Genomic DNA, 22,897 nt, shown 5'->3' with positions numbered 1-22,897 from the left:
CAGATCATGTTTTTTGACACGGGTTTGGAACGGAGGCGGCTGCCAAGATAACCATCTGAATCGCAATGCTTTTTTTATTATAAAATGTTGTATTTAAAAATCAGAGTCGTGTATCCGTTACACGCTTAGATAAAACTGTTTTGGGATATACGCGAAAGTTAAAAAAGATAAACCCCTCTGGAATCTTGGTGATTTCATCCTTTTTAGATTACAATACCGTCTAGGTTATTGATTTTGCTGCCAATGATTAATAATCCTTAATGATTTACCGCCACAGCAATTATTCGCACTACCCCCAAGCCACTCAACTAAACCGAATATCCAACGACCGCAAATACGTTTGCAGCCCCGCATCCTGAATCGGGATCAGGAATGCCTCCGTGTCTGCCTCATTGAAGTGCGCATGCCAGTACCCTGGCGGGGTCACGAACGCCAGGCCAGGTGACCAGTCCACTCGCACCGGGTTGCGGATCTGGCCATCCGCATCCAGTTCAGTGCCCACCAGCGAGTAACACCCCACAGGGCAATCGATAATGAAATCCAACGCAATCGACTGATGCCGATGGGGCTTTTGCACCGACCCTGCTGGCAGAATTCCATACATTGCCCACAGAACATGAGTCACTGTGCGGGTCTGTGGAAAGTTGCGATTACCCAACAGGATACTGATGCGGCTACGGTCCTGCGCATGCGGGTCATCGGCCGCTTCACGCAGTTTCGCGTTCGCCACGTCTGCGGGATAGAGCGTCGGCGCAAAGCGATCACTGCTGCGCGTCACGCCCAGGTAGCGCAACAGCGGCTCATCGTGCACATAGTAAAACCGAGCATCCTGCGTTGCACTCAGACGTGCCTCGTGCAGGCCAGGCAGCGCGATAAAGCAGCCTTTGGACCATTCAATGGCATGCTCGCCCTGAACGACGCGGCCCTCCCCCGCAATTACATAGAGCACTTGAGACGTCGCGTTGGGCTGCAAGGTGAGGGTATCGCCGGCGTTGAGCCGAATGAAGTTCGCGCACAGCCCAGGGCCAGTCGCCGGGCCTTCGCAGCCCAGGGCTTCGCTGAGGTCCAGTGGCACCACCCTGGAGGGGCCGCTGTCATACAGCGAAGCCGGGAAGCTCTGATAGGGAATCCGGGTGATCAAGTTCGCGCTGATCGGATTGGCCGCTTTGCTGTATTCGAAATACTCGGCGTCGATTGGGTCGGTACGGGTCCTGCCCGGCGTGGATTCGCTGTTCATTCGGGTCACCTCACTCTTATGCTCAGGAGATTTTCTCAGCGTAGACGCTTAATGCAGCCTAACCCGCTGGAGCGGTGAAGCGTCGAGAGATAACGCGAGCCACCCACCACAGCATCACTGCCGGGATCGAAAGCAACAGGCAATACACAATGCCAACTGCCAATAGCGGCCCGGTTTCAGATGTGATCATCACACACGGAATCTGCCCGAACATTACGATGGGGCCCGCCAGCCATCCGCGTTTCTGAAACAGCAGACCCAGCGTCAGTGTGAGCGCCAGGACGCCGGATATAGAACAGCAAAATAACAGTGCGCGTCCCACGGCTCATTCACTCCGGCCAACCGTGACGCCGTCAGCCAAAAGCCCACACTGATGACGCACGTTACTATCGTCGCCAGCCACATACTTTTCGACGTTCCAGCTGAATGCACACATCTCACCTTCGCGCACTCCAAACAACACAACTTCGAAGCGTTCGAAGGCGAGCTTCAGGAAAAACCCCTCAAGGTTTCTCCCCCCAACTCAGCGGCGCAGCAGACGATCCAGCACCAGCAGCGCTACCGCACCAATTGCCAGGGCTGCAACCGGCTTCTCTTTAACGAATGTAGACACACTGTCAAGCGCATCGCCATAGGTCTGGGTCAACTGACCAGCCGCCTGGCGTCCAGCCCCTTCAGCTTGCAGCTTCGAATCACCAAACAGTTTCCCGACAGCGCTCTGTGCCTTGCCTGCGGCCTTTTCTACAACACCTTCTACTTGTTCACTTTTCATAATCACAAAACCTTTGCGTGTAGTGAGCAACCCGGCGTCAATCCGGGTTGGCGATTAGCTGCACAGCGTTAGGGCGGATGGCGCGGTGATTAGTTCAAGTTGAAGTGCCGCATTTAGCCAAGCCCCGGGAACTAGATTTTTCCAGTCTTCTCAAACCTGCGTGCATGTATCGTTCACGGCTCTCCCGTCTCAACTTGAACAGGCGCGCAGGACGGTACTCACGCTACACTTTCTGCGTGTTGAGCAGTCGGGCGACAGTGACGGGCCAATTTGTACAGTTCCCCAGGAGCAGCGCTTATGATTCCTCGTATCATCATCGCCGACGATCACCCTGCCATCCTGCACGGTTGCCAGGTTGTACTGTTGAATGACAGCAGTTTTGCCAAAATCCAGGCAACCGCCACCAGCGTTCCGGAACTCTTCACCGCGCTGGAAAACCATGAATGCGACGTGCTGATCGTCGACTATTCGATGCCCGGCGCCGACATGGATGGCCTGCACATGCTGGGTTTGCTCAACAGACGTTACCCGAACCTGCCGGTGCTGGTGCTGACGGGTGAAGAGAACCTCGGCATTCTGAGGCTGATTCTGGAGGCGAAAGTGCGTGGCATCATTCAAAAAAACAGCGACATTCTCTGCCTGCCAAAAGCCGTGCGCACCGTGCTGCGTCGGGGCATCTATTTGAATGAAGCCTTGAAAAAGGCGCTGGCTGAATCGCCCCGCAGCCCGGCAGGAGAAGCGCAGCTGAGCCCCAGGGAGCTGGAAATCGTGCGGCTGCTGGCGTCGGGCAAGTCGCCCGAGGACATTGCAGAGACCCTGCATCGCAGCGTCAAGACGGTCAGCTGGGGCAAGAACTCGGCCAAGCGCAAGTTGGGTATACAGTCCGACGCGCAGCTGTATCAGTATTACGCCTCACTGAGCAAATCCACCGTCGAGCACTCCGGGTGATAAACGCCCTGCGCAGGCTATTGTGGCTGACATTGTTGGTGTCGAGCCTGTGCACGGCGTCAACACAAGCCCCGGCGGCGTTGGGCAACCCTGTGGTAGTGGTCGGCCTGCCGGTGCAGACCACCCCTCCCCTCGGCTACTGGGTCGGCGACAGCCCGGCCGGGTTCAGTATCGACTACCTGCGTTACCTGGCCGACCAATTGAATCTGAAACTGGAGTTTCGCCAGTTCGCCACTTTTGAACAAGCCACCACCGCACTGTGCGAAGGACGCATCGACATCGTGCCGGACTTGCAGACCAACGCCGAGCGGCAACGCTGCATGGACTTTTCCAGTCCCTACCTGCTCTCCCCCCTGGTGTTGGTTGTACGGCACGGCAGCGCGGCGATCACACCTGCCGACTTGTCGTCACATTCATTCGTCGCCGAGCAGGGCTATACCACTGCTCAATGGCTGAGCCAACGCCTGCCGCCCTCTCAACTGCGAATCTACGCGGACACCAAGGCTGCCCTGGACGCCTTGCAGCATGGCGAAGGTGACGCCTACCTGGGCGAGCCGTACCAGCTCGAAGCGCTGTTCAGCAGCGGACACTACAAGTCCCTTGAGGTCAGGCAGCAGGATATTTACGACAACGCCGGCCTGCACTTCGGTATCAGTTCACTGCGGCCCGACGTGCGCGACGCCCTTGCCGCAGCCATGGCCCGTACCCCGTCCGACTTTCTCAACGACCTGCAGTTGCGCTGGCTGGACAAGCATTCGATCAATCAACGCATGCAGCCCTCCTCCCACCTGACCACCGCGCAGCGCCAATGGGTGGATGACTTGCCGATGCTGCGCGTGAGTTATGAAACCACCTTTCGTCCCATGTCGTTCCTCGACGAACACGGTCGCCCCAATGGCCTGAGCTACAGCTACCTGAAATACCTGGTGAATGCGCTGCGGCTCAAAGTGGTTGAAATACCCGCGCCAAGCGGCACGGCTGCGCCTTCTGACGAGATTGACCTGCGTATTCCGGTGGACGCGTCCACCGAGCACTTGCCCGGCTGGCGCTACACGCAGCCCTTCGTGAAGATTCCCAACGTGCTGGTGACACGCCTCGGAGAACCCGCGAAAACCGCCATCGAAGAGCTCAATGGCGCGACGCTGGTCGTGCCGGACAATCCGAAGTTCGCGCAACGCCTCCAGCAACGGGTGCCCGACAGCTTGCTGCTGCGGGTAACCGACCCGGCAGATGGCTTTGAGCTGGTGCGCACCGGCAAGGCCGATGGTTACGTGGGCAACCTGATAACCGTGGACCGCTTACTGGAGAAAGGCTGGTCGGACAGCCTCAAGATTGCCGCAGCCACCGATCTGCCGCTGGAGTTGTCTATCGCGGTGACCGAGCGTCACGCGCAATTGGCGGCCCTGCTGGATCAACTGATCCAGAGCATTCCGATAGAACAGCGCGACCTGTTTGCCCAACAGTGGCTGCGCAATACCTATGAAATCGGCGTCTCCCCACAACGCCTCTGGCGTATCGTCGGCAGCATAGGGTCCGCAGCCCTGCTGATCATTGGCGTATTGCTCTACGCACACCTGTCGCTCAAAACCCGCCAGCGCGCCCTGAGGGAAACGCAACAGCGGCTGTCCGCGCAATTGCGCTTCAGCCGCGAACTGCTTGAATCGTATCCGTACCCGGTGGCAATCAAGGACCGTCAGCGCCGATACCTGATGCTCAATAAAGCCTATGAGCGAACCTTCAACGTCGAAGCGGCCCAGGTGCTGGGGCGCTCCGTTGACGAAATCAGCTACTACCCTGCGCAGGTACGCCAGCGGATCTCGAAAATGGTCGACCGGGCGCTGCGCGACGATGAACGCCAACAAGGCGAGCATATCCTGGTGGGCGAAGATGGCAGCGACCAGCACTGGCTGTACATCGTCACCCCCTATCGGCTTGACGGCGCCGAACCCCAGGGCGTGCTCACCACGTTTATCGACGTCACCAGCATTCGCGCCGCCGAACAGCTGGCTGAACAGGCGGCCGAGGCCAAGGCGGCGTTTCTGGCCACCATGAGCCATGAAATTCGCACGCCGATGAATGGCATTCTCGGCCTGCTCGAATTGATGAGCGACTTGCACCTGCCCACCGATGCGCAGGAAATGCTGACAATGGTCAACGAATCGACCCGCTCGCTCCTGCAGGTACTTGACGACACCCTGGATTTTTCACGCATCGACTCCGGCATGCTCGTCGTGTCGCCCGAGCCTACCGACCTGCGTCAATTGCTCGACGGCGTGCTGCGCCTGATCGGTCATCAGGCGCACGGCAAAGGCCTCGGGCTGCACAGCCTGATTGATCATCGCATCGCCGGGCTGCTGGAAGTCGACGGCAGCCGCCTGCGCCAGGTGCTGCTCAACCTGCTCAGCAACGCCACCAAGTTCACCCAAAGCGGTCATGTGCGCCTGGAACTGAGCGTCAAGCACGATGATGGCGAGCAGCACCTGGAATTCCTGGTTGCGGACACCGGCATCGGCATCAGTCAGGCGCAGCAGGAGCGTCTGTTTCAACCCTTCATGCAGGCGGACAGCTCCATTACCCGCCGCTACGGAGGCTCGGGCCTGGGCCTGATGATTTCGCGTCGACTCGTGCAACTGATGGGCGGTGAACTCTACCTGCACAGCTGCCTCAATGAAGGCACGCGCATCACTTTCACCCTCAGCCTGCCCGTCGTCGCCGCGCTTGAAAAACCTTTCGCGTCCCACTCGGTAAAGCTCGCGTCCGATCTTGCGCCCTGTCAGGAAGCCCTGGCGCAGCACCTGCTGGCGCTGGGGTTTCAGTTCACGTCGGAGCAGCCGGACCTGCTGATCACCACCGACGAGGCATCCGCCGGCAATCCCGGGACGCTGCTGATTACCACCGAAGACTTACCTGCCGGCTATGCGGTCGGCCCCTCGTCCACCCGGCTGAGCGTTAACCCGCTGACCTGGGGCGGTTTGCAGGCCGCGCTTGAGCAACTGCTGCTGGGGCGCAACAGCAGCCGCCGAATTCCGTTGCCCCGTTCCAGTTACCCCAAGGGCCATAAAGTGCTGATCGTGGAGGATCACCCCACCAATCGACTGCTGCTGAAAAGGCAGATGGAGCACCTGCAATGCGCCTTCGACCTGGTGGAAAACGGCCTGCAGGCGCTCGAGCGTCTGCAAACGCAGCAGTACACGCTGATCCTCACTGATTGCTATATGCCGGAACTCGACGGCTACGCCATGACCCGCCAGGTACGCGACTCACAGCTCGAGGCCGCGACAATCCCCATCATCGGCATGACGGCGAGCATCCACCCGCAGGAACAGCAGCGTGCCCGAGCGGCCGGCATGGACGAACTCATCCTCAAGCCCATCGTCCTCAGTGCGTTGATTACCTTGTTCGAGCGTTACCTGTGCGCGCCGCCTGAAGACTCGGCAGTCACCAGCATGGGCGATCTGAAGGCCGTGATGTGGGACAGTTTTTGCGCAGAGAGTCGCAAGGACCTGCTGGCCATAGAGGCCGCACTGATCAGTGACGATGCCGAAACCCTCGGCCATCTGCTGCACAAACTCGCCGGAGCGTTGCAACTGGTCGACCTGACCGAACTGTCCCGTCAGGCGCAGCATTTGCACCGTGAAGCACTGCACCACTCGGTGGTGCACGCGGCGGTACGCGACTTCGTTTACCAACTTCGCGCCGCCGGTGTTTGACGGTTCGCACATCATCCCCGTGTGCACGCCCAGCTGTCCTCGTTAACAGCAGAACTGGAATATTCCAGGTAACTAGCACTTTTTGCACTCCTATAATTTCGCTGCTCTTGAATGGTGTCGATTTCATTATCGACGTTGCCATCTCGACGCGTCTTTTAATTATTCATAGGAGTATGACTTTGAAACGTTTCAAACTGGGTACGACATTATCCGTTGCCGGCTTCGCTGCCCTCGCCCCTTTTATCGCCCATGCCGCCAGCGAGATTAACGTTAAAGGTATTATCACGCCGGCCGCGTGCACGGTTAATGTCCCAACTGGCAATGATCTGGACTGGGGCGAGATCACTTGGGACTCACTTAGCAAAACCGATTTCACCACACTCCCCGCAAAAACAGCGAGGATCGATATTAACTGCCCGGAAGGCACAACCACGAAAACCGCCATGTGGATCGTCGATGCGGACCCTACCAGCGCCATGATCGGCAAGAATAGCGCCGGGCGCACCGACCACGCCGATTCAGGCCGTATCTTCGGTATCGGCTTTGACCCGGTGACCAAGAAGCAGATCGGCAACTTTGTGCTGAAACCGGTCAGCACCATCGTCGACGGCGCAACCAACACCACCAGCTTTGGTTATAACCGCGACGCGGCCAACCATATGTCTACGCCCAGCAGTCGAGCGTTGATGTCCAGTTGGGCTTATTACACCAAAGAAGAGTGGAGCCCTCTGGACACCGCTGGCAATCCGGCCAGTGGCAATGCGTTCACCTGGAACTTTGAGGTTGAACCGCAAATAAACATCGCCAGCCAAATCAGCGCGACCACGCAAGTTCCATGGAACGGCACGGCACAAGTGAACGTTCGTTACTACTAATTTATTGTGGGTTCGCAAATGTCCTGCCTGACGGTGGGACATTTTTATTGCCATGAAACTTGTCCACTCCTTACTGCTGATCTTTTTCATCTCGATGAACGCTCACGCGCAACTCAAATTTGACAGCAAGTTGCTCGGCATCAATGGCATCAGTGACCAGCAAGTTGAGGACGCCCTTCACGACACGGAACTTTATGCTGGCGATAACGCGGTCCATCTCTACGTCAATGATCGCTTCATTGCCAAGACCGTGGTTTATCGCGCGCCCGGAGGACAAGCGGGCTATACCGCCCATGACCTTGAACGGTTCGGTCTGAAGAAAGAAGCCTGGGGTCAGCGCATTCAAAATGGCGCTGCGACCTACGTGCTGCTGACTGATCGGATCAAGCCCAATTTCAGCCGCAGCGACCGCAGCCTGAAGCTCACGGTACCGCGCGCGCTGCTGGAAAACCCCGATTTCATTCAACACCAAAAGGGCGGAACCGGCGCCTTCGTCAACTACAACACCTACTATTCGTCGTACGACTCCAGCGGTTCGAGTAATGACTCACTGAGCGCAAATTATCAAGTCGGCGCCAACGCAGACAACGCGTTGCTGCGCGCCAACGGCACCTTCAGCAGCTTTACGTCCAGAACCCAGCGCTACAGCAATAACAACGTCCAGTCGTTTTATCTGGATCGCGATTTCGACATTGGCCGCGTCAAAGCCGGTCGCCTGAACTCGCCCGACGGCGGCTTCGGCGTGGGGTATGTGGATGGCGTGGTCTACAACACCAAGGGTGCGCCATCAGGCATTGGCAGCGTGGCCTTCACCTACGACAGCGATGCGCCGGCGGTGATCGAGTTCTACCAGCGAGACCAACTGGTCTACACCCTGAACGTCAACCGCGGCCACAACAACCTGGCCGCAATACCGGTGACATCACTGACGTCGGACGTGGTGGTGGTGATCAAACGCGATGGCCAGGTGATCGATACCCGCCAGATTTCCCGTGCTCGCATCAGCCGTGCGACCACGCAAAGCAGTGGACTGTATGCATTTGCGGGGCGCTCGAACACGGATGCGCGCGCCGTGACAGCCGGTGCGGGTTATTCAAAGCGCTACAGCGATGCCGTGAACCCCACCGTCGCGGTCGTCGCCCAACAACATTATCAGGGCGTCTCCGTTAACAACACCCTCAATAAAGGCGGTCTGCAGATAACCACGTACGGCCTGTTATCGAGGAATGAGCACAATAAACTCGGCGCCAACTTTAACGCCACGCTGAGTTACGGCGGCACCGACCTTACGTACCAGGCAATCAGCCGCAATTTCTCCTATGTCGGCCAGGTTCTTTATGATTACCAAGCCGATATAAAAAGTACCCTGAGTATCGCGCACAGTTTTGTCGTGGGTGACAATAATGCGTTCAGCATTTCGCTCGACCGGAACGACTTCTACAACCGCGCCAGTTATTCGACGTGGTCGGTAGGCTATTCCACAAACATCAAAAAAGCCTCACTCAGCCTGAGTGCCGGGTCTACCCTGCAAGCGCCCGGTGATACCCAGCGTGACAAAATGACGTTGAATGCCAGACTGTCGATTCCATTTGAAGTGGGCGGCCGCCGTGTTGACTACCGATCGCAATACAACGCTTACAGCAATAGCCAGCGCCTGGATAACTACCTGACCACCCGGGTCAACAGTGATTACAGCGTGACCGCTGGCCATGTGCAGCGCACTGCCAATCGCAGCGAATCCACAGAAAACTATATAAGCAACGACTTCAATACACCGTACACGCATGCCGGCCTGACGGTTTCCAAGTCCGAAAGCGACAGCCGCAGCGCAACGTCAAACAACCTGAGCCTTTCGGGTTCAATCGCCGCCAATCACAAGGGCGTGGTGTTTACTCCTGAACAACTCAAAGACACCTATGCCATTGTCGACACTCACCTCAAGGGTTTCGTCAAGGTCAGCAGCCAGCGCAGCTCAGCCAGGACCAACTATAACGGCAAAGTGGTGCTGGCCAATATCTCCGATAACAAGCCTGACTTTGTCAAAGTCAATCCCAAGGGGTTGGACGATGACGTGTACTTCCAAAACAACCAGATGGACTTTATCAGCGACCGTGGCGCGGTGTCCTATTTCGACTTCGAGCCCACCACTAATAAGAACGTGTTGATGCGCTGGACAAACAAGCCACAAGCGCTCAGTTCTCGCACGGTGTTTTATGACCAGGACGGCAACTTGATCGCCAACTTTATCGACCAGAACGTGCTGCTGGTTAAACAGGACAATATTAAACAACTGCAAACGTCAGGCATGTTCGATGCGTCCGACAGCACCTTGATGTGCAAACTTCCCACTCAACTGGAGATCTCCAATGAACAAATTATCGATACAACCTTTGACTGCTCTCGGCAAAAAATGCCTGTGGCTGGCCTGCCTGACAGCCATGCCCCTGCTGGCTGAAGCCCAGGTGCAACCCAGCGCCTCTGCGGTGCTGATTGAAAAAGGACAGAAAGAGGCCACCATCGACCTTAAAAACAACAGTGACGAAGCCGTGCTGCTCTACAGCAAAGTGAGCAAACTGCCGGATGACGACCTCGACGGTGGCGTGTTGTACACCGTGCCGCAAACCGTGGTGGTCGCGCCCGGTAAAAACCAGACCGTGCGCGTGATCTTCCGTAGCAACAAGCCCCTCGACAGGGAACACATCGCACGGGTGCTGTTTTCAGGATTGCCCCCACAGCAGCAAGCCGCAGGCAAGGTGAAATTCGTCATCGGGCAGGATCTGCCCGTGATCATTGGCGTCGATCCCAACGTGTCCGAGGTCGACACCTGGAAGCAAATCAGCTTTAAGCAAACACAGGGGAAACTCTGTATGAGCAACCCGTCACGCAAGGTATTTCGTTTTGATCCGACTATGTCGAGCGCGCCGACCAAGGCCGACATTACCTTCAACAAGGCTTACGTGTTACCGGGCGAAACGCTCTGCCAAGCGCTGACATCACCGCTGGCCGCTAACGCCTCGTTGAAATTCAACAGCGTGTCCAGCTTCAACTTCATGCTGCAAACCCATGTCATCCAGTTATCCGACCAGGCGTCGAAGCCTTGATGATCAAACCGAACGCGCTGCCTCAAACAGGATCTGCGCCACAAAATCAATCTCCTGCTCGGTGATGATCAGCGGCGGTAGAAAACGCACGGTGGCGCCATGACGTCCGCCCAGTTCCACGATCAACCCGTGCCTGAGGCACGCCTGCTGGAACGCCTTGGCGCGTACCGCGTCGACCGGCGGATGCCCTTGTACGTCCGCGAGCCCATGGGGGTCGACGATTTCCATGCCCAGCATCAGGCCGCGTCCGCGCACATCCCCGATCCAGGGGAATTCGCCCTGCAGCGCCTGTAGCTGTTTGCGCAGGTGCGCGCCCACGGTTTCGGCGTGGGCCACCAGGTGATTGTCGCGAATAAAACGCAAGGTCGCGGTGCCGGCCGCCATGGCCATCTGGTTGCCACGGAAGGTGCCGGCATGGGCGCCGGGCTGCCATACATCCAGTGAATCGTTGTAGACCATCACCGACAGCGGCAAGCCGCCACCGATGGCCTTGGACAACGTGATCACGTCCGGAGTGATGCCCGACTGCTCGAAGCCGAACATGCGTCCGCTGCGCCCGATGCCGCACTGGATTTCGTCGACGATCAACGGAATGCCGTGGGCGGCGGTCAGGCGTCGCAGTTCCTGCAGCCAGCGGTCCGGCGCGGCGATCACCCCGCCCTCCCCCTGGATCGGTTCAAGGATCATCGCACCCGGCAGGGTCACGCCGCTTTCCGGGTCGTTGAGCAGGTGCTCCAGGTAACGCAGGTTGAGAGTGACGCCCTGCTCGCCGGCGACGCCGAACGGACAGCGGTAATCATGGGGGAACGGCAGGCGCTGCACCCCCGGCATCAGGGCGCCGAGGGCATTTTTGGGTGACAGGTTGCCGCTGATGGCCAGCGTCCCCAGCGTCATGCCGTGGTAGGCGCCCTCGAACGCGAGCACCGAATGCCGCCCGGTGGCGGTGCGGGTCAGTTTGAGCGCGGCTTCCACCGCGTCCGCCCCGCTGGGGCCGCAAAACTGGATGCGCGCATTGCGCGCGAAATCCGCCGGCAGGCAGCCGAAGATTTCCTGCACGAAGGCGTCCTTGACCGGTGTCATCAGGTCCAGGGTGTGCATCGGCACGCCGGCGGTCATCAATTGCGTGATCGCTTCAATGATCACCGGGTGGTTGTGGCCCAGCGCCAGGGTACCGGCGCCGGCCAGGCAATCGACAAACACCTGGCCGCGACTGTCCTGTACGTAGATGCCGTGGGCCCGTTCAAGTACCAACGGAATGCGCCGTGGGTAGCTGCGCGCATTCGATTCCTGCTGTTGCTGGCGCTCGAGCATCGGCGTCAGGTCCAGGCAATAGGGCTGGGACAATCCGGTGTGCGACAGGCGTAGCTGTGCTGCCCCGCCCGTCGTGGCATTCGAAACGGCGTTCATGAAGTCCTCCAGGGACGCTGGATGTGGAAGCAGAATGCGCCAGGCAAAACCGGACGCCGGGAACCTGGGCCCCCGGCGTCCAGAGGTTTACATGTCGTAACGCAGCACCAGGCCGAACGTGCGTGGCGCGCCCACATCGATGATGTCGCCGATGCGGTTGCTGGTGACGTATTCCTTGCCGAACGCGTTTTTCAGGTAACCGGACACCGCGACGTTCTTGGTGACCTTGTATTCGGTGCTGAAGTTGGTCAGCACGTAGTTGTCACTGCGACGCACCTTGCTCACATTGCCAGCAGCGTCGAACTCGAAGTCAGACGGCGCGGTGCTCTGGTAGGTCAGGTCGGTGTTGAGGGTCAGGCGGTCATTCCAGCGGTAGGTGCCGCCCACCGACATCTTGTATTTGGGCGAGTAGAGGAACGCCTGGCCGCTGCGGTCGGTGCCGTCACCGGTGTTGAATTCCTTGTACTTGGAGTCGGTGACCGCGCCGCCGACATTCAGGGTGAACTGCTCGCCAAAGTCTTTTTCGACGGACACTTCCAGGCCCTTGATGTCGCTGCGACCGGCGTTGTAGACCAGGAAGAAATTACCCGTTGGATCGAGCACGCTGACCTGCTGATCCTTCCAGTCGGTGTAGTACAGGTTGGCACGCGCGCGCAGGCTCTTCTCGAGGAACGAACCGCGGTACGACAGCTCGTAGTTGGTGGTGTATTCCGGATCGTAGGCGCTGTGACCGCCACCGGCCCGCACGTTCACGCCACCGCCTCGGTAGCCCTTCTGCACCATGAAGCCGACGTACTGGTCAGGCATGAACTGATAGTCGACGCCGACTTTGGGCAGGAACGCATTGAAGCTCTTTTTCACCTTGCCGGGGCTTGAGAAGTCGTCCTGCTTGACGTCGGTATCGTTGGTCTCGTAGTCGTAGCGCAGGCCCGTGATCAGGGTCCAGTTCGGCGCAAAATCCCAATCCACTTCACCGAACACCGCAGCGTTCTTGACGTCCACATCGCCCTTGGCGGCGCCGCGCTGCACGTTGTTGAACAGCAAGCGGTCATGGAAGCTATTGGTGGTGTTGCCCAGGTACAGCCCGCCGAAGCTGCGCACCGTGTCGTTCTGGTACGCCAGGCGCAGTTCCTGGCTGAACATGTCGCCGTTCTGCTCGCGCAGGATGACGTTGTTGGCCGTGGCGGTCTGGTCGAAGTCCTTGCGCGCGGTGTAGCCCGAGTGGGTGTAGCTGGTCATGTTGGTCAGCGTCCAGGCGTCGTTGAGGCGCCAGTCGATCTTCGCGCTCACGGTGTCCTGGTTGAGGTTGTCATAGGCCTTGGTGTTGGACGCAATCTTGTAATACTGCACCTTGTCGCCGATACGGGTGATCGAGTTGTCGCCCTGGCGGTGCTCGTTGTGTGCGTAGGTCAGCAGCACATCGGTGTCGTCGTTCGGGGTGATCAACAACTTGCCGCGATAGTTGCTGGTGCGGTGTGGGTTGGCGTCGTCGTTATTGGTGGTGTTGCGGATATAGCCGTCGCCGTCCTGGGTATCGATGGCGATTCGGCCGGCGACCTTGTCGTCGATGATCGAGCCACCGCCGGCCACGGCCACGCCGTGCTCACCGTAGTTGCCGATGTTGGTCTGGGCGGAGAAGGTAGGTTCGAAAGTGGGGTTGCGGGTGGTGATCACCACCGCACCGGCCAGGGAGTTGCGCCCCTGAGTGGTGGACTGCGGGCCGAGGAGCACTTCGACCTGTTCGGTATCCCACAGGCCAACCGGGCTCAGCGTCAGCGCGCGGTTGGGTTGCTGGGCGCCATCGACATACACCGAAATCGCACCGTTCAAGGTTGCCGGGCCCTGGTCATCGAAACCGGACACCGGAACGCCACGAATACCCCAGTTCTCATTACCCGACTGGTTGTACACGCCTGGCGTACGGGCAAACACGTCGATCAGGCTGTGATCGGCCTTGTCGCGCAGTTGCTGCTCCGTCACCACCGCCACACTCGACTGGGTCTTCTCGAGCGAACGGTTCATCTTTTCGCCCGTGACGGTGACTGGAGCGATCTCCAGCGCCGCTGGCTGATCGTCCGCCCATGCAGTATTCATAAGGCAGACGGCTGATGCTACCGCCAACGCCAGTGTATTGATTTTGTGATTCACGCCCCGCTCCCCTACCGCAATTATTTGAGTTTTTATCCGTTGGCAAACACTGTTTTTTTCCCCAGCGGGGCGGAGTCTAAGCCAAAAAAAATATTAAAGGAATACTATTGATAATCCCTCTCATTAACACCTAGTATGCCCTTCGTACTGACATAAACACATTTTGTTAAACGTTTTGTGAAGGCCTCTGCCCGGTTTTCAAGGCCTGCTGTCACGTTGCTGAAAAGCCAAAAGCATAAACAGGATGTGCAAGACAATGACCTCCATCGAACACCCGGACGGACGTTTCAAGCCCATGTTGATCACGGATGATAACCACGGCGCCACCCTGCCCCAGTGCGTGCAGGCCAGCCCCGGCCAATCGATCCATGCGCTCGATCAGTCGGTACGCGACAGCCTCGACGCCAGCTTGCGCACCGTCGGCGGCGTGCTGTTGCGCGGCTTCACGGTCGCCACCCCCATCGACTTCAAACGCTTTGCCGCCAGCTTCGGCGCGCCCCTGGCCAGCTACGAATTCGGCTCGACGCCGCGCAGCAAAGTGTTCGCCGGGGTCTACAGCTCCACCGAATACCCGGCGCACCAGTTCATCCCCTTGCACAACGAGCAGGCCTACACCCGGCCCTGGCCTTCGCGCATCTGGTTCCACTGCATCAAGGCCAGTGACACCGGCGGCGAGACGCCAATCTGCGACAGCCGCCTGATCTACCAGCGCATGCCCGCCGAGATCCGCGAGCTGTTCGCCAGCCGCGAACTGCTCTACGTGCGCAACTACAGCGGCGCCCTCGACCTGCCCTGGCAACAGGTGTTCAACACCGAAGACCGTGCCCAGGTCGAGCGCTACTGCCAGGACCACGGCATCGAGTGGGAGTGGAAAACCGACGGTGACCTGCGCACCCGCCAGCGCTGCCCCGCCGTGCTGCAGCACCCGGAAACCGACGAGTGGGTCTGGTTCAACCAGGCGCACCTGTTTCACGTCTCGGCAATCGAGCCCGCCGTGCGCGCCAGCCTGCTGGCCGCCGTGGGTGAGGAAAACCTGCCGCGTCACGTGTACTTCGGCGACGGCTCGCCCATTGCCGACGCCCTGCTCGACAGCGTGCGCGCCGTGTATGACCAGACCGCCGTGAGCTTCCCCTGGCAGGCTGGCGACATCCTGATGCTCGACAACCGACTGGTCGCCCACGGGCGCAATCCTTATACCGGTGACCGCAAAGTCATCGTGGCCATGGCATGAATCCCACCATGTTTGCATTCAATCATTGGATAGACGTGCTGGAGGCCAACGCCCTGCACTTCCCGCAGCGTGCCGCGTTGCATTTTCTGCCCGACGGCGTCGACGTCGGCGAAACGCTCACCTTCGCCCAACTGCACGAACAGTCCCGATCCCTGGCCGCGGCCCTGCAAGCGCGCTACAACCCGGGCGAGCGTGTGCTGTTGATGCTGCCCAGCAGCCTCGACTATGTCCGCACCTTCTGCGCCTGCCTGTATGCCGGGTTGATCGCCGTGCCATTGTTCCCGCCGCCGTCGCGCAAGCCGCGGCATCTGGACCGCGTGCGCAACGTGGTGATCGATGCACAGCCGGCGCTGATCCTGGCGCCCGTCGAACACTGCGAGGCCCTGCGCGAACTGGTGGACCACCGCATCGACGTACTGACCGTGCACGACCTCGGCACGCCGCCCGCCGGCCAATGGCAACGCCCGTCCATCGACGCCGCCACGGTGGCATTCCTGCAATACACCTCGGGCTCCACCGGCACGCCCAAAGGCGTTGAAGTGCGCCAGCGCAACCTGATCGCCAACGTCGAGCTGATGCGCCAGGCCTACGGTTTCGATGAACACGGCGCCATGGTCAACTGGCTGCCGCTGTATCACGACATGGGCCTGATCGGCGGCGTGCTGGCGCCCCTCTACAGCGGCATGCCGTGTTACCTGATGGCCTCGCAGACCTTCGTCAACGCGCCCTCCACCTGGCTGCAGGCGCTGAGTCGCTACCGCGCCACCGCCAGTTTTGCGCCCAACTTCGCCTACGCCCTGTGCAACCGCGTGGTCAGCGACAGCCTGATCGCCCAGCTCGACCTCAGCGCCTGGCGACACGCTATCAACGGCGCCGAGCCGATCCACCCCGGCACCCTCGACGCCTTTGCCCAGCGCTTCGCCGCCTGCGGTCTCAACCCGTTGGCCATCAGCCCCGGTTACGGCCAGGCCGAAGCCACCCTGTGCGTCAGTGCAACTCCGGCCGACGCGCTGCCGGTGGTGCTGCGCCTGGACAAACAGGTGCTGGAAACCGGTCGTGTGGCCCTGGCCAGCGGTGATGCGCCCGCAGTGGAGTTTGTCGCCTGTGGCTACCCCCAGGCCCATCACGCCATTGCCATCGCCAACCCGCACACCTTCGAGCGCTGCGCCGCCGATCGCATCGGCGAAGTGTGGCTGCAAGGCCCGAGCAACGCCGAGGCCTACTGGCAAAACCCCGAGGCCAGCCGCATCGCCTTCCAGGCGCAGATCGCCGGCGAGCCCGGCCATTACCTGCGCTCCGGCGACCTGGGCTTCATGCATCAGGGCCAGGTAGTGATCTGCGGGCGTCTCAAGGACCTGCTGATTCTCAACGGCCGCAACCTCTACCCCCACGATATCGAGTTTGCGATCACCGACAGCGAGCCCGGCATCCGCACCGGTCGCATCGCTGCCTTCTCGGAAATGGACCCGGTGCTGGGCCGCGAAAAACTGGTGATCGTGGCCGAGCCGCAACGCAAGTTCGTCGACCCGGCCCATCACCCGGCGCTGTTTGCATCGATGCAAAGCGCGGTGCGCGAAGCGGCTGACTGCGGCATCGATCAGATTGTGCTGGTGCAGGCCGGCACCATTCCCATGACCACCAGCGGCAAGATTGCCCGCCAGGGTGCCCGCACCCAACTGGCGGCCGGCACCCTGAGCATCATCGCCCAGAGCGGCGCCACACCCGCCTCGCCCGCAAAGCGCCTTGACGTGGCGCAATTGCGCGAGCAGCCCGACCTTGCCACCTGCCATCAATGGCTGGCGCAGACCCTGCTCGCGCTCAACCCGTACCTCAGCGTGAATACCGAACTCAGCCTGATCGGCCTGGGCCTGGACTCGATCGGCCTGGCCGATTTCGCCGCACGTCTGCAGCGCGACCTTGGCTGGGAACTGGACACACAAAGCCTGTTCGGCGAACAGACCCTCGCGCACTGGGCGCAGGCGCTGCTGATCTACCTCGGCACCGCTGCCCCGCTCGCCAATCCCGCACCCGAGACTGACCTCAACCATAGTCACCAGTCCTTCGCCCAGCGCCGATTATGGTTCCTGCATCAACTCAACCCGCAGGACACCCAGCACAACCTCGTGCTGCACCTGACACTGCACGGCGCGCTGGACACGCAAGCCCTGTCGCAGCGGCTCGACGCGCTGGTCGAGCGTCACAGCGTGCTGCGCACGGTCTATCACGACGGCGTCGACGGCCCGCAGCAGCAGGCAATGCCCGCCAGCCCCGTGCAGTTGCTCGTGCAGGACAACCTGCAGGATTGCCTGGCCCGGGAACACGCAACCGCCATCGACCTGCAACACGGCCCGCTGCTGCGCGCGCACCTGATCAGCCAGGGCGACAGGCATGACCTGCTGCTGACCCTGCACCACATCGCCTTCGACGGCCGTTCCGCGCAATTGCTGCTCGCCGAACTGGCGGCGCACACCTCGCCTGATCGCCCTTTGCAATACCTCGACTTCGCCCGCTGGGAAGCGGCGCACTGGACGCCCTCGCGCATCGCCGCGCAGCAGGACTTCTGGCGCGCACACCTGGCCGACGTCCCGCAAACCCTGGCATTGGGTGGCAGCGGCGCGTCGCCGGGGCAGCACCGCCTCGACTTCAGCCTGCCTCAATCGCGCTGCGATGCGCTGTCCGCTCTCGCCCGTGAACAGGGCATGACCCTGTTCATGCTGCTGCTGGCCTGCTACCAGCTGGTGCTCAAGCAATTGGGAGGCCAGCCGCGCTTTTTGCTCGGCACCGACGTCAGCGGTCGTCCGCTGGCGGCGCATAACGAGGTGATCGGCTTCTTCGTCAACCAACTCACCCTGCGCTGCGAGGTAGAGGGCGAGTCAAGCCTCGGCGAGTTTTTCCAACAGGTGCGCGAGCAGGCGCAGCAAGCCTACGCCCATCAGGACCTGCCGTTCGACCTGGTGGTCGCCGCGCTGGCCCCCGCACGACGTCCGGGCCACGCGCCGCTGTTCCAGGTCAAGCTGAACTATCAACCGTCACGTTCAGCGCCGACGCTGATTGCCGGCGCGCACCTGCACACGCTCGATGTGGCCCAGGCACCGGGGGATTTCCACCTGGTGCTGGACCTGGTACATGCCGGCCATGGCATCGACGCCACGCTGAAATATCGTGGCGAGCACTTCGATCAGGCCCGTGCCTTGCGCCTGCAACACCTGTGGACGCGTCTGCTGGACGAGGCCGGCGACTGGTTGAGCGAGTCGCTGCCCGCACTGGCGGCGCGCCTCGACACCTGGGACCAGGCCTTCCAGCGCGAAAGCCAGCACACCCAGGTCAGCGCCGGGCGCAGCCAGTTGCTGCAGACCAAACGACGCTCACTGACCCTTTGACAGAGGTGGATGCCTGTATGCCAGACGTACCCCCAACGCCGCGCACCCTCGGCGGTGTACGCCGCAAAGCGATGAACGTCGCCCCACGGCAACTGGTCAGCGAACGCCTGCTCAGCGCCGACCACGCCCTGCCGCTGGTGATCGAACCGGCCGTCGAGGGCGTTGACCTCGCCGCGTGGGCCGCCAGTGAGCGCGACGCCCTGGAACAGAAACTGCTGCAACACGGCGCCTTGCTGTTTCGTGGTTTCGGCGTCACCTCGGTGGAACAGTTCGACCAGGTCATCGCCGCGCTGTCCCCCGGCGCCCTGGAGTACATGTTCCGCGCCTCGCCGCGCACCCGGGTGGGCGGCAACATCTACACCTCGACCGACTACCCGGCCGACCAGATGATCTTCCCGCACAACGAGCACTCCTATTCGCCACGGTTTCCGCTGCGGCTGTTCTTCTACTGCCAGTTGCCTTCCGAGACCGGCGGCGAAACCCCGATTGGCTCCACCCGCACGGTCAAGTCACGCATCAGCAGCGAGATCCAGGCGCGCTTTCGCGAAAAAGGCGTGCTCTATGTGCGCAACTACGGCGACGGCTTCGGCCTGCCGTGGCAGAGCGTGTTCCAGTCCAGCGAGCGCAGCGACGTCGAAGCCTACTGCGCCAGCGTCGGCATCGAGGTCGAGTGGAAGGCAAACAACCGATTGCGCACTCGCCAACGCGGTCCGGCCGTGGTGCGCCACCCGCGTACCGGCGAAGAGGTCTGGTTCAACCACGCGACGTTCTTTCATATCAGCACCCTGCCGGCGGCGATCCGCGATTCGCTGCAAGGCAACTTCAACGACCTCGACCTGCCCACCAACACCTTTTACGGCGATGGCACGCCCATCGAGCCCCAGGTGCTGCAAGCGCTGCGCGCCGCCTACCTCGATTCGCTGGTGCGCTTCAGCTGGCAACAGGGCGACGTACTGTTTATCGACAACATGCTCGCGGTCCACGGCCGCGAACCCTTTACCGGCAAGCGCGCAATCATGACCGGCATGGCCGAGGCCCTGCTGTCCAGCGACGTCGCCGTGTGAGCGCTCTCCACCCTATTTTGCAGTTGAGTTGAACATGAACGGACTTCAAGGCTTTCGCATCTCGCCGCAACAGGCTTCCCTTTACCCACACCTCAACGGCGGCAGCCGGCACCCGTTCGGTTGCCAACTGCAATGGGCCGTGACCCAGCCGGTCGACGCCGACACCCTCACACAGCGCCTGCAAGCGCTGGCGGGCGGCAGCGAGATCCTGCGCACCCAACTGACGCCGGTGCCCGGCTTGCGCCACCCGGTGCAGGTGATCCATGACGCGTGCGCGTTGCGCGTCAACGGGGCGCAGCAGATTCCGTCGCTCCCGCAGGACTGGACACAGCCACTGACGGTCACCCTCGTGCAACGGCCCGACGGCCAGGTGCTGCACCTGGCCGCCGCCAGCAGTCACCTGGACCTCGCCAGCCTCACACTGCTGGCGACAGCCCTGCTGCAAGACACCCCGCCGGACCTGGCCGACAGCTTGCAATACGCCGATTACGCCGAATGGCGCTGGAGCCTGGTCGAAGACGCACCGCAGCATCCCGGCGCGCTGTTCTGGAACCCTGCGGCCGAGCACGAACGGCACGCCTTGCAACTGTCACTGGAAACACCCGGTGACGGTGGATTTGCCCCCGCACATCTGGACATCAGCCTGCCCAATCACCCGGCCTTCACCGCCCACCTGATGCTGACCGCCTGGGCCGTGCTGCTTGGGCGCCTGTCCGGGCAACAGCAAGTGCCCATTACTCTGATTCACCCCAGCCGTGGACCGGAACTCGACAGCGCCGTGGGCCTGTTCGAGCAGAGCCTGCCCCTGCGCATCGACCTGCAGGCGCAGGCCACCCTGCAGGAACAGAGCGCCCACATCGGCACCCTGGTAGAGCACGCCGCCGGCTGGCAGGACTATTACACCGGCGACCTCAGCGGCGGTTATGCCTTCGCCTGGCGCGCCAGTGACCCGCGCGAACGCGAGGCCAGCGCGGTGATGAGCCCGGCCAAGGCGTGCCTGCAGGTCCATCAGGGCGGCGACCGGCTCCGCGCGCAGTTGGTCTACGACTGCAATCAGCTCAGCACTGAGGCGGCCGCCTGCCTGGCCGAGCAATGGGCGCAACTGCTGCAGGCCGCGCTGGCCAACCCGCAGCAGCCCTGGGCGCAACTGCCCATCAGCGGCCCGCAGCAAGCGGCGATCATCGCCGCACCGACACAGCCGCCGGTGATCGAAGCGGTGACGCTGGTGGAGCTGATCGCTCGCCAGGTGCAGCGCCAGCCCGATGCCGTCGCCCTCAGCGATCAACAGGGCGACCTGACCTACGCGCAACTGGACGCCAGCGCCACACAACTGGCGCACCAACTGGCGCACGCCGGGATCGCCGCCAACGTGCCAGTGGGCATTCTGTTCCCGCGCGGCAACGCCGCCATCGTCGCCATGCTCGCCGTAATGAAGGCCGGGGGCGCCTACGTGCCGGTCGACCCCACTTACCCGCAGGACCGTCGCGCCTACATGCTCGCCGACAGCGCCATCGCGCACATCATCGTCAGCCCCGAGCTGGCCGACAGCGTTCCGGCCGGCCTGCAACGCTTTGTGCTGGCCGATCTGCACGCTGCCAGCGCCCTGCCGCCATTGCCCCTGCCCCACAGCGACGACCTTGCGTACCTGATTTATACCTCCGGTTCCACCGGCGCACCCAAAGCCGTGGAAATCAGCCACGGCGCCCTGAGCCATTCCACCCAGGTGCGCATGGCCGCGTATGAGGCGCCCGTGAGCGCCTACCTGCTGCTATCGTCATTTGCCTTCGACAGCTCGGTGGCCGGGATTTTCTGGACCCTGGCCCAGGGCGGTCGCCTGGTCTTGCCGGCGCCCGGCGAAGAATTGGACATGGCGCGCCTGGCGCAACTGATCGCGCAGCACCGGGTCAGCCATGGCCTGTCGCTGCCGTCGCTGTACCAGGCGCTGCTGGATCAGTTGGGCGGCGCCGACAGCCTGCGCTGCTGGATCGTTGCCGGTGAGGCGTGCCCGCCGTCGCTGATTGCCCAGCACCGCAACGCCCTGCCCGAGGCCTTGCTGGTCAACGAATACGGCCCCACCGAAGCCACCGTGTGGGCCACTTACGACGTGCTCGACAGCGACCGCGCCCTGACCATCGGCCGCCCGATTGCCGGCATGGACCTGCGCGTCCTCAATGAACACGAGGTCGCCAGCGGCATCGGTGAGCCGGGCGAGATCATTCTTGCCGGCCCGACCCTGGCCCGGGGTTACCGCCACAAACCCGAAGAAACCGCCAAAGCCTTCGTCACCCTCGCCGATGGCACCCGCGCCTACCGCACCGGCGACCTCGCCTGCTGGCTGGCCGACGGGCGCCTGGCGTTCCTCGGGCGCAAAGACCATCAGGTCAAGTTGCGCGGCTACCGCATCGAACTCGGCGAGATCGAGCGCCAACTGTGCAGCCACAGCGACGTGCGTGAAGCGGCAGTGATCGTGCAGGACCAGCCCGCCGGCAAGCGCCTGCTCGCCTACGTGCTCGCCGCCCACGGCTATGCGCCGGATTCCGAAGCGCTCAAGCGCTACCTCGGCGAGCGCTTGCCGTCGTACATGGTGCCCACCCGCGTAATCACCCTCGGCGCCTTCCCGCGCACGCCCAACGGCAAGCTCGACCTCCAGCAGTTGCCCGACCCGGATCAACTTGACCAGAGCAGCCATGTGGCCCCGCGCACGCCGATGGAAACCACGCTGCACGCCATCGTCGCCAAGGTCCTGAAACTGCCCCGTGTCAGCGTCACCGAGAGCTTCTTCGCCATCGGCGGCGACTCGATTCTCAGCCTGCAAGTGGTGGCCCAGGCTCACGAACAAGGTATCGCGCTGTCGGCCAAGCACGTGTTCGAGCACCAGAGCATCGCCGCCATGGCCAGCGTCGCCCAGCCGCTGGACGCAAGCCCGGCGCAGGCGCAAAGCGCCGAGTTCAGCGCCTCCGGCATGTCGGATGACGAACTCAACGCGCTGATGGCCGAGCTCAACGACGCCGACCTGTAACCGCC

The 22,897-nt window shown here is 61.5% G+C and carries 13 protein-coding genes; 9 read left to right on the top strand and 4 right to left on the bottom strand.

From position 1 onward, the window contains the following. Positions 1 to 304 precede the first annotated feature (304 nt). Entirely contained in the window at positions 305 to 1,237 is a 933-nt protein-coding gene (locus tag JOE32_RS04525; protein WP_209981837.1) for a cupin, read from the bottom strand. Between the two features lie 523 nt (positions 1,238 to 1,760). After that, positions 1,761 to 2,009: a CsbD family protein gene (locus JOE32_RS04520; protein ID WP_209981835.1), complete on the bottom strand. Its 249-nt coding sequence runs from the start codon at positions 2,007 to 2,009 to the stop codon at positions 1,761 to 1,763. Positions 2,010 to 2,306: 297 nt separating this feature from the next. On the opposite strand from JOE32_RS04520, the gene JOE32_RS04515 reads away from it, so the two are divergent. The 5 genes from JOE32_RS04515 (at position 2,307) to JOE32_RS04495 (ending at position 10,643) form a co-directional block, all read left to right on the top strand. Next, positions 2,307 to 2,957 carry a response regulator transcription factor gene (locus JOE32_RS04515; RefSeq protein WP_209981833.1) on the top strand — a complete coding sequence of 217 codons (651 nt, stop codon included), beginning with the start codon at positions 2,307 to 2,309 and terminating at the stop codon, positions 2,955 to 2,957. Further along, positions 2,954 to 6,667: a transporter substrate-binding domain-containing protein gene (locus tag JOE32_RS04510; protein ID WP_209981831.1), complete on the top strand. Its 3,714-nt coding sequence runs from the start codon at positions 2,954 to 2,956 to the stop codon at positions 6,665 to 6,667. The genes JOE32_RS04515 and JOE32_RS04510 overlap by 4 nt, the downstream gene beginning before the upstream one ends. A 179-nt stretch (positions 6,668 to 6,846) precedes the next feature. Next, positions 6,847 to 7,542, top strand: a complete 696-nt coding sequence (locus JOE32_RS04505; RefSeq protein WP_209981830.1) for a DUF1120 domain-containing protein — start codon at positions 6,847 to 6,849, stop codon at positions 7,540 to 7,542. A gap of 52 nt (positions 7,543 to 7,594) precedes the next feature. Further along, on the top strand, positions 7,595 to 9,997 hold the full coding sequence (locus tag JOE32_RS04500; RefSeq protein ID WP_209981828.1) for a fimbria/pilus outer membrane usher protein: 2,403 nt from the start codon (positions 7,595 to 7,597) through the stop codon (positions 9,995 to 9,997). Then, positions 9,981 to 10,643: a fimbria/pilus periplasmic chaperone gene (locus tag JOE32_RS04495; RefSeq protein WP_231421260.1), complete on the top strand. Its 663-nt coding sequence runs from the start codon at positions 9,981 to 9,983 to the stop codon at positions 10,641 to 10,643. Before JOE32_RS04500 ends, JOE32_RS04495 begins: the two co-directional genes overlap by 17 nt. A 3-nt stretch (positions 10,644 to 10,646) precedes the next feature. On the opposite strand, the gene JOE32_RS04490 is transcribed toward JOE32_RS04495, so the two are convergent. Continuing rightward, positions 10,647 to 12,050: a diaminobutyrate--2-oxoglutarate transaminase gene (locus JOE32_RS04490; RefSeq protein ID WP_209981823.1), complete on the bottom strand. Its 1,404-nt coding sequence runs from the start codon at positions 12,048 to 12,050 to the stop codon at positions 10,647 to 10,649. A gap of 87 nt (positions 12,051 to 12,137) precedes the next feature. Next, positions 12,138 to 14,198 carry a TonB-dependent receptor gene (locus JOE32_RS04485; protein ID WP_209981821.1) on the bottom strand — a complete coding sequence of 687 codons (2,061 nt, stop codon included), beginning with the start codon at positions 14,196 to 14,198 and terminating at the stop codon, positions 12,138 to 12,140. 256 nt (positions 14,199 to 14,454) lie between these two features. On the opposite strand from JOE32_RS04485, the gene JOE32_RS04480 reads away from it, so the two are divergent. The 4 genes from JOE32_RS04480 to JOE32_RS04465 are packed head-to-tail and all read left to right on the top strand — an operon-like array spanning position 14,455 to position 22,892. Next, positions 14,455 to 15,429, top strand: a complete 975-nt coding sequence (locus JOE32_RS04480; RefSeq protein WP_209981819.1) for a TauD/TfdA family dioxygenase — start codon at positions 14,455 to 14,457, stop codon at positions 15,427 to 15,429. Between the two features lie 8 nt (positions 15,430 to 15,437). Then, on the top strand, positions 15,438 to 18,809 hold the full coding sequence (locus JOE32_RS04475; protein ID WP_209981817.1) for a condensation domain-containing protein: 3,372 nt from the start codon (positions 15,438 to 15,440) through the stop codon (positions 18,807 to 18,809). Between the two features lie 17 nt (positions 18,810 to 18,826). Next, positions 18,827 to 19,873: a TauD/TfdA family dioxygenase gene (locus tag JOE32_RS04470; RefSeq protein WP_209981815.1), complete on the top strand. Its 1,047-nt coding sequence runs from the start codon at positions 18,827 to 18,829 to the stop codon at positions 19,871 to 19,873. Positions 19,874 to 19,907: 34 nt separating this feature from the next. Then, positions 19,908 to 22,892 (top strand): amino acid adenylation domain-containing protein, encoded by a 2,985-nt coding sequence (locus JOE32_RS04465; RefSeq protein WP_209981813.1) that lies wholly within the window; start codon positions 19,908 to 19,910, stop codon positions 22,890 to 22,892. Positions 22,893 to 22,897 lie beyond the last annotated feature (5 nt).

The organism is Pseudomonas sp. PvP025, assembly GCF_017832155.1.
In the GTDB taxonomy this organism is placed as follows: Bacteria; Pseudomonadota; Gammaproteobacteria; order Pseudomonadales; family Pseudomonadaceae; genus Aquipseudomonas.
This window is presented reverse-complemented; position numbering and strand designations above follow the sequence as displayed.